The following is an 8,729-nucleotide window of genomic DNA, read 5'->3' on the forward strand; positions in this document are numbered from 1 at the left end:
CCCCCCGCTGACATGTTGGCGGGTTTCCGGTACCTCCTGTCCACATCCCGGTTGGTGGCGATTACTGCCGCGTCCACAGTGGTGAGCAGGCCGCACTCTCCGTGCGGCACGACGGCCGTGCATCTGCGGCACGGCCAGTTGTCCCCTTCGCCGAAAGGCTCGCAAAACACATGGTTGCGACAGCGGAGAACACCACCACTATCACCACCACCGTCGTCATCATCGGCGCCGGGGTGGCCGGGCTCACGCTCGGCAACTTCCTCCTGCGCAGCGACATCGGCTGCATCGTCGTCGAGAAGCACGGCCGCGCATACGTCGAGAAGCGGCAGCGTGCGGGCACCGTCGACAGCCGCGGGGTACGGATGTTCCGCGAGTGGGGGCTTGAGGACGTCGTGAAGGACGACTCCTCCCCGAAGGAGATCACCGGTGGCACCTGGATCGACGGGGTCAGGTACCCCATCGGGTTCGAAGACGACGACACCGACGCGGTGTTCTGCCCCCAGCAGGTCCTCGTCCGCAACCTCACCGACGCCTTCCTGGAGGCCGGCGGCGACCTGCGCTTCGAAGCCCTCGACGTCAGTCTGGAAGACATCGACAGCGAGCGTCCCACGGTGCGCTACCGCAACCCCGACGGCTCGGCCACAACCGTCACCTGCGACTTCGTCGCCGGCTGCGACGGTTTCCACGGCGTCAGCCGGGCCTCCGTCCCCGCCGACGCGCTCACCCTCTACTCCCACGAGTACAAGTACTCCTGGCTCAGCATCATGGCCGAGGTGCCGACGGACCCCTTCGGCATGGCGATCCACGACCGCGGCCTGGCCGCACGGTTCCCCCGCGGTGCGGACGCCAGCCGCCTCTATCTCCAGTGCCCGGCCGGCGACACTCCCGAGCAGTGGCCGGACAAGCGCATCTGGAGCGAGCTGCAAGCCCGCTTCGGCGCCGACGTGCCCACCGGTCGCATCGTCGACAAGCGGATCGTGCCTCTGCGGTCCGTGGTGTTCAGCCCGATGAGCTACGGCCGCCTCTACCTGCTCGGCGACTCGGCCCACATCGTCCCGCCGATGAGCGCCAAGGGCATCCACCTCGCCCTCTACGACACCGAGGTGTTCACCCACGCGATCATCGCGAAGGTCCGGGAAGGCGACGCGAGTCTGCTCAACAGCTACTCCGACACCTGCCTGAGCCACGTCTGGAACTACCAGGCGTACGCGATCTGGATCACTGATCTGATGCACGACGCCGGCGACGCCTCCTATGAGGGAGCCTTCCGCAAGGAGATCGCCCGAGCGGAACTGCAGCGCCTGAACGACTCTCCCGCGGCCGGCCGCCTGTATGGCGAACTGAGCGGCGGACTGCTCTAGACGACATCCCCCAAGGTTGACGGCGGCGTCGATGTACCGCGTGGTCCACAGCACCACGGCGTTGAGGACCAGGCCGAGCGCGCAAGGGTAGTGGTCAAGACTTCGCGACCGCGGTCTTCTTGGGTTGGCGGGGCACGGTCCTGGCCTTGTCGAGGTGCCCGTACACCGTCGACCGCGGCACTCCGGACATGGCCCGCCGAACACTACGTGACCTCGATGACGTACGGTGCCGACCACCGCCGGGTCGCCGGAGCTGCTGAGAATGCCTCTACGATCCGGTTGATCACCGAACCGGGGAGGGGACATGGCCGAGGGCCGGGAAACGGGCGCGGTCGCCGAGAGACCGGTGGAGCTGGCCTACCGGCCGACCGTCGGCGAATTGACGTCCGCGCTGCGGGCACGCGCGAGGAGTACCGGTGCGGGACGCTTTCAGCGCGGGGCGCTGGTCTGGACGGTGGCGGTCGCGACCGTCGGCGCCCTGCTGTCGGCGGCTGGCTCCGGCCACCGGGACACACCGTGGCCGCTGTATGCGGGGCTGGTGGTCTTCGTCGCCTTCATGACTGCGGTGCCGTGGTTGCAGGCGCGCCGCCTCCACCGGCTCGCCGAACGGCAGGGGGACATCTGCGGGACGGTCGACGACACCGGAGTCCGGCTCACCACCGCGCACAGCTCGGGCAGCCACGACTGGCACCTCTACTCGCGCTATGTCGAGACGCCGGAGTTGTTCGTGATTCTCAGCGCCGACAAGTCCGCCGTCGGCTTCGTCGTCCTGCCCAAGCGGGCCGTGGCGGACCCCGAGGAGGTGGACCGGCTGCGGGCGGTCCTCGACCGGCGGCTGGTGCGCGCGGACGCCGCCGGGGCGCCCGGAAGCCCGCGGAGCCGAGGTCGGGCCGTCGGCCGCGGGGCCGGCTCCGTCGGACTGTTGCTGCTGGGGCTGTTGCTGTTCTTCTTCGCCTTCGCCGCCGTCCAACAGGCCGCGCACCCAGACCGCTTTCCCGGGATCCAGAACAACACCGCCCCGATAGCGGCCGTCATGCTGGGGCTGGGGGCGCTTGCGGTCGCCGGGGCTTGGTGGCTCGTACGGCGGATGACGGCCATGCGGATCGTGACCGCCGTGCTTGCCGTCCTTGTCCTGCTGGCCGGTGGCTTCGCCCTGTACCGCGTTGGGCCGATGCTCCACTGCTGGGGCTCGGACCGGATCGCCCGCGGGCCCGACGGCGCCTACGTCTGCTACGACTTCTGAGCGGGCCACGGTCTCCGAGCGGGCCGGGAGATCATCTCTCGGCGGCGGCCCGCAGAAGCCGCGCAGTCAGCAGGGCAGTGAGAACCGTGTCACCAGCCGCAAGCGAAGCTCTCAAGGCCACTGGTTACCTTACGGCTGGTGCCTGGGTCAGGACTCCGGGGCCGTGTCCCCCGCGGGTTCAGCGAACTGAAGGTTCTCCAGCGGGAACCGGAGCGTCCGTCGCCCGGATTCCGGGGGATGGGCCCTCGGGTCCGCGGGAACTCAGCCGTGTCGGATTCGACGGACTGCTCCAAGAGAGCGCTGGCGGAGTCCGCGTAGCGGATCGCGGTCTTCTCATGCACGCCGAAGTCCTCGGCGAGGTGGAAAGGGTCGGGTTGAGACCTGTAAAGCCTCCTGCTGGCTGATCGGCGCTTCGAACAGGGGTGATCGGGCGGCGGGGCCGTGGTGTCGGTGGCATCTCAGGGGCTGTCGGTCCGATGTCGGTGGGGTCCGGCACCTTTCGAGAGGTCCTGCCGGGTGCCCATTCGGCTGTGGGTTTCCGCTTTCCTCTCCTCACCCGAGTTCAAGGAGCGCACATGACGATCACTGTCCGACCGGGAAGCACCGTGATGTTCACCGGCGATTCGATCACCGACTGCCAACGGCTGGAGAGCGAAGACGGTCTCGGGTTCGGCTACCCGCTGCGCGTCGCGGGCGAGTGGGGACTCCGCTACCCGGACCGGCCCGTGACCTGGCTGAACACCGCGAACGCGGGCGACAAGGTGATGGACCTCGAAGCCCGCTGGCAGACAGACGTACTCGACGCGCGCCCGGACGTGGTGTCGATCCTCGTCGGGGTCAACGACATGGGCTGGCACACGCTGGACCCGAAGGGGTACGTGATCCCCCCGGAGGAGTTCGAAGCGGGTTATGATCGCCTGCTCGCTCCCCTCGCCGAGGCAGGCACGAAGCTGATCCTCATCGAGCCGTTCCTCCTGCCGATCCACGGCGTCGTCGAGGCCGGTGCCGGTGCCGCGCTCATCGGAGAGGAAGAGCGAAAGAAATGGCGCACCGACCTGGACCCGAAGATCCAGGCCGTGCGCAAACTCGCCCGCAAGTACAGCGCGCATCTGCTCGCCGCCGACGGCATGTTCGCCGAGCTCACCGCGGCGACCGGGCCGGAGTACTGGGCCGCGGACGGCGTGCACCCGACGCCGGCCGGTCACGCCGCACTCGCGGCGGCCTGGCTGCGCCTGGTCGCGTGACCAGGCCCCGCGATCACCCGCGACACCGGCGATCGCGAGGAGCTTCGTCGGCCGAGCCTCCTTGCCTTCGGTCCGACTGCGGATCGGTCGGACTGCGGATCGGTCGGACGAGGTGAGAACGCCTCAAGATTCCCGAAGTCACGTCACAGAGCCGCAGAGCATACGACGAAGGAAGAACCCCCTGGCCACGAGGTTGGGGACTCAGGTGAGGTGACCCGCCGCAGTGGGGGGCGACAGCCCTGCGCAGTGCCGCGGCGGTGCCCGGGACCGAGGCCCCGGGCTCGGTGTTCTTCGCCGCCCGGAGCAGGTCGGCGGCCGCGCGCCGCCGACGATTGGCGGTGCTGACCAGTACGGGCAGGACCGGCAGCCGCGTCCGATGGACCGAGCAGGGGAGCGATGCCTTCCGGGGCACCCCGGCCTGTCGGAGGAGACGCTCACCGCTTGCTGAGCAACCGGCCGGGCCAGGGAGTCCTCCTGGTCCGGCGGCGGGCGAATCGTCATCAGGACGGTGCACATCGGCATGCCGCACGGCCGTTGTGGCACGGCGCAGGTGACAGGCCGAGGAGCGAAGCTCTGATCAGCCGCACCGTGAAGGCTGCGGCGGACGAGGAAGGAGCTGTCACATGGGTCGATACGACCTCGCCCTCATCGGGTTCGGCGGTGTCAACCGCGCGCTCGCCGAGCTCATATCCCAGCACGGGGACCGTCTTGCCAAGGAGCTGGGCTTCACCCTGCGAGTTGTTGCGATCACCGATCTGCGGGCCGGTTCCCTGGTCGACTCCGACGGCATCGACCTGGCTCCGTTGCTGACGGCCGAACCCGGCGAGCTGACCTTCTCGGGCCTGGCGGGCGGAAGCGCCGATTCCCGCAGCGAGTGGGTGATCCGCGAGGTCCCGGCCGACATCGTCGTGGAGGCGACGTTCACCAACCCCGCGGACGGCGAGCCCGCCCTCTCCCACGTCCGTTGGGCCCTGGAGTCCGGCAAGCACGTGTGCACCACCAACAAGGGACCGGTCGCTCTCGCCAGCCGGGCACTCAAGCTGCTGGCCGCCGAGCGCGGTGTCAGCTTCGAGTTCGAGGGCTCGGTGCTCAGCGGCACCCCCATCCTGCGCACCGCCCGGCGCATGTTCGGCGGGCTTCAGATCACCGGCGTGCAGGGCATCATGAACGGCACCTCGAACTACATCCTCGGCCGGCTCGAAGAAGGCATCGAGCTGCCGGCGGCCATCGCGGAAGCCCAGGAACTGGGCTACGCCGAAGCCGATCCCACCGCCGACATCGAAGGCCACGACGTCCAGCTCAAGGTCATGATCCTGGCCAACGAGATCCTCGGCGCCGACCTGCGCCGCGAGGACGTCTTCCGCGAAGGCATCTCCAAGATCACACCGCAGGAGGTGCAGGACGCAGCGTCGAAGGGGCTGCGCTGGAAGCTGGTCGGTTCGGCCAACCGCCGGGCGGACGGCACTGTCGACGCCCGCGTGGTCCCCCTCGCGCTGCCCGCCCACCACCCGCTCGCCGGGATCTCCGGACCGGTCAACGCGGTCGCCTTCCACACCGACCTGCTCGGCACCGTCACGGTGTCCGGACCTGGCGCCGGCCGGATGGAGACCGCCTACGCCCTGCTGTCGGACATCATCGCCGTCCATCAGCGCCACCACGCGGACGCCGACACCGCCCCCACGTACCGCGTTCTTCAGGAGACCCACCGTGGCTGACACCGTCGCACCCCCCAGCATCCAGCTCGGCGCCGGGATGGCGCCCGTGCACAACCCCTACACCGGTGAGACCATCGGCTCGGTCCGCACCGTCGACGCCACCGCCATCGACACCATCCTGCAACGGGCCAGGCGCGGCCGCCGTACTGCGGCCCCGCTGTCACGCGCCAGCCGGGCCTCCGTCCTGGACCGCACCGCCCGGCTGGTCGAGCTGCGTGCCGAGTCCTTCGCTCATCTGATCGTCAGCGAGGCCGGCAAGACCATCACCCAGGCCCGCAAAGAGGTCGCCCGCGCGGTCAACACGCTCGCGCTGTCTGCGGCCGAGGCCCGGCGCAACGCCGGCGAGGTCGTTCCCTTCGACGCCTACGAGGGGTCCGAGAAGCGGCGGGGCTGGTTCACCCGCGAACCCCTCGGCATCATCGCCGCCATCACCCCGTTCAACGACCCCCTCAACCTGGTCGCCCACAAGCTCGGCCCGGCCATCGCCGGCGGCAACGCGGTGATTCTCAAACCGTCCGCTTACACCCCGCTGTCCGCGCTCCGGCTGGTCGCCACACTCATCGAGGCCGGCCTGCCCGAGGAGATCGTCACGGTTGTCAATGGCGGCGCCGACCTCGGTGCTGCGATCGTCACCGCCCCCGACGTGCGCATGGTGTCGTTCACCGGCGGGTTCGCCACCGGTGAAGCCATCTCCCGCACGGCCGGTCTGAAGAAGCTGGCCATGGATCTCGGCGGTAACGCCCCGGTCATCGTCATGGACGATGCGGATCTGGACGCGGCGGTGGAGTCGTGCGTCTCCGGCGCGTTCTGGGCCGCGGGCCAGAACTGCATCGGCACGCAGCGGATTTTCATCGCCCATGAGGTGTACGAGCCCTTCCGCGACGCCTTTGTCGCCCGCGCGAAGCTGCTGCGCGTCGGTGACCCGTTCAACGAGAGCACCGACATCGGCCCCATGATCACCAAGGAGGCCGGGCGCGCCACCCAGCGGAAGGTCGAGGCCGCGGTGGCCGAGGGAGCGGTGCTGCTGTGCGGCAATGAGCTCGACGGCTCCCTGTATGCGCCGACGGTCCTGGAAGACGTCCCGGCCAGTTGCACGATCTGGCAGGAGGAGGCGTTCGCACCGGTCGTCGTGCTCCAGCCGTTCGAGTCCTTTGAGGACGCCATCGAGCAGGCCAACGCCATCGACTACAGCCTGCATGCGGGCATCTTCACCTCGCGTCTGGACCGTGCACTGTCCGCAGCCCGGCTGCTGGAGGCCGGGGGAGTGATGATCAACGACTCGTCCGACTACCGGTTCGACGCGATGCCGTTCGGCGGGTTCAAGTACGGAAGCATGGGCCGCGAGGGTGTGCGTTTCGCCTTTGAGGAGATGACCCAGCCCAAGGTCGTCTGTGTCAATCAGCTGGACACGGTGTGGTGACAGCCTTCCGCATCGAGCGCGACTCCCTGGGGGAACTCCCGGTCCCGGACGACGCCTACCGGGGTGCACACAGCCCGGGAACTGGAGAACTTCCAGGCAAGCGGCGTCCCACTTGCCGCACATCCGTCTCCGGTCCGGGCGTTGGCCACCGTCAAGCCTGCTGCGGCCCTGGCCAACAGGGAGATCGGTGTGCTGGAGCCGAACACCGCGCAGGCCATCGAGACGGCCTACCAGGCCATCGAGGCCGGCCGCCACCACCAGGAGTTCCGCGTAGACGCCATCCAGGGCGGCCCCGGCACCAGCACCGACATGAACGCCGACGAGGTCATCGCGCCCCTGGCCGGCGCCGACGTGTCTCACGTTGGCCGCCGAGAACGGGCAGCTCCAGCTGGACGCCTTCGAGCCGCTGATCGGGCACCTGCTGCTCACTTCAATCCAGCGGCTCACGCGGGGCTGTCAGCGCTGCGCACGCGCTGCGTTGACGGGATCACCGCCAACGAGGAGCGGTCGGCCCGGCAGAGCGCCCGGTCAGTGGGCTCGGTGACGGCTGTGACCTGGCACATCGGCTGCGCGGCAGCCACCCAGATCGCCGAACAGGCTCTCGCAACTGGGGCGGACGTGGCGGACCTCGTGCTCCGAGCAGGGCTGCTCGGCAGGGAACGGGCAACCGGACTGCTCACCTATGCCGTAGAACCTTTCCCTGCTCGCGGGCGGTCGACGACCCTGGACAAGGTGAGAGCCGTGACCGTGTCACGTACGCCGGGCATCTGGGCAATATCTTCCCAGATGCTCCGAATGCGTTCCAGAGACAGTGCTTCCAGCCGCACCATGAGATCGAAGTCACCGCTGAGGACCTCACAGATGACGACCTCGGGGATGCGCTTGAGTGCAGCGAGAACCTCACCGCCTCGCATGCGGTCCTGACGGTAGACGAGTACCAGAGCCGATACGACGTCGCCCTCACTGTCTTTTGGCTGGCGGACGATCGTGTATCCGGCGATGTGCCCCTGCCGTTCCAGCCTTTCGATGCGCTGGCGTACGGCATTGCGGGACAGGCGGACCCGGCTGGCCAACTCGGCGTGCGAGATACGGGCGTTACGGGTGAGCTCGGCGATGATCTTCTCGTCGATGGCGTCCACGGCGGACGGCCTCCTGAGGCTCCGGTAGTCGTTCCATGCTGTCGGGGGCTTGCCGGTCGGCAATGCAGCTGCGCTGCAACATCATTATTGCTTCGCTCCTACCTCTGGCGAGTGGCGCGTCGAGCGCGCGCCACACCCCGGGTCCCAACGGCGACGCCGACCGGGATCGCCGCGATGGCCGGCACCGTTCCCGGGCGCTGTAGTGGTCGGGGCACCAAGCGCGACGAGCAGCAGAGCTCGACATCGACCGGGCTGTCTCTCCAGTCGAAGCCTGGGCTCCGGGCCGCGATGTAAGGAGGGCATCGCAGTAGCCGGGGGCCGGCCGGTGCTCCAGAGATGCCGACGCGATGCGTCGTGAGGACGGCGAGGAGTCTTCTGGGTGGGGCGAGAGGCACCGCCGGACCCCACTCCGTCTTCGCGCCGGGCTACTGGGCGGCGGATGCTACGAGGCGACGTAGCGGTTCGATGAGTGCGGGGTGGTCGCCGATGGGCGCGGACTGCAGCAGGTCGGCTGCGACGACGAGGAGTGCGGTGTGGCCGGCGGGAGTGTCGAGGATGGCACAGGTGCGTGACTGCCGGGGTGCGAGCGGGGACTGCGGAGGCCGGG

General features: G+C 69.0%; 6 protein-coding genes and 1 pseudogene. 6 read left to right on the forward strand and 1 reads right to left on the reverse strand.

What is annotated here, in order from left to right:
* The first annotated feature begins 170 nt into the window (after positions 1-170).
* The 6 genes and pseudogenes from AB0C96_RS27910 to aspA form a co-directional block, all read left to right on the forward strand.
* Positions 171-1,361, forward strand: coding sequence for a 4-hydroxybenzoate 3-monooxygenase (locus tag AB0C96_RS27910; protein WP_362920972.1), 1,191 nt, complete (start codon positions 171-173; stop codon positions 1,359-1,361).
* Positions 1,362-1,665: 304 nt separating this feature from the next.
* On the forward strand, positions 1,666-2,604 hold the full coding sequence (locus AB0C96_RS27915; RefSeq protein ID WP_362920974.1) for a YcxB family protein: 939 nt from the start codon (positions 1,666-1,668) through the stop codon (positions 2,602-2,604).
* 575 nt (positions 2,605-3,179) lie between these two features.
* Positions 3,180-3,848 carry a GDSL-type esterase/lipase family protein gene (locus tag AB0C96_RS27920; protein ID WP_362920975.1) on the forward strand — a complete coding sequence of 223 codons (669 nt, stop codon included), beginning with the start codon at positions 3,180-3,182 and terminating at the stop codon, positions 3,846-3,848.
* A 623-nt stretch (positions 3,849-4,471) separates the two neighbouring features.
* Positions 4,472-5,563: a homoserine dehydrogenase gene (locus AB0C96_RS27925; protein WP_362920977.1), complete on the forward strand. Its 1,092-nt coding sequence runs from the start codon at positions 4,472-4,474 to the stop codon at positions 5,561-5,563.
* Positions 5,556-6,983 (forward strand): aldehyde dehydrogenase family protein, encoded by a 1,428-nt coding sequence (locus AB0C96_RS27930; RefSeq protein ID WP_362920979.1) that lies wholly within the window; start codon positions 5,556-5,558, stop codon positions 6,981-6,983. Before AB0C96_RS27925 ends, AB0C96_RS27930 begins: the two co-directional genes overlap by 8 nt.
* A gap of 63 nt (positions 6,984-7,046) precedes the next feature.
* A pseudogene (gene aspA, locus AB0C96_RS27935) lies at positions 7,047-7,274 on the forward strand (aspartate ammonia-lyase); the annotation flags it as partial.
* A gap of 389 nt (positions 7,275-7,663) precedes the next feature.
* On the opposite strand, the gene AB0C96_RS27940 reads toward aspA, so the two are convergent.
* Positions 7,664-8,122: an Lrp/AsnC family transcriptional regulator gene (locus AB0C96_RS27940; protein WP_362920981.1), complete on the reverse strand. Its 459-nt coding sequence runs from the start codon at positions 8,120-8,122 to the stop codon at positions 7,664-7,666.
* Positions 8,123-8,729: the final 607 nt, after the last annotated feature.

This window comes from Streptomyces sp. NPDC048506 (assembly GCF_040651315.1).
GTDB lineage: Bacteria > Actinomycetota > Actinomycetes > Streptomycetales > Streptomycetaceae > Streptomyces.

Excerpts from the sequence above, each read along its gene's own strand:
- AB0C96_RS27915 (WP_362920974.1), top strand. The coding sequence starts at position 1,666 with ATGGCCGAGGGCCGGGAAACGGGCGCGGTCGCCGAGAGACCGGTGGAG.
- AB0C96_RS27920 (WP_362920975.1), top strand. The coding sequence starts at position 3,180 with ATGACGATCACTGTCCGACCGGGAAGCACCGTGATGTTCACCGGCGAT.
- AB0C96_RS27925 (WP_362920977.1), top strand. The coding sequence starts at position 4,472 with ATGGGTCGATACGACCTCGCCCTCATCGGGTTCGGCGGTGTCAACCGC.
- AB0C96_RS27910 (WP_362920972.1), top strand. The coding sequence starts at position 171 with ATGGTTGCGACAGCGGAGAACACCACCACTATCACCACCACCGTCGTC.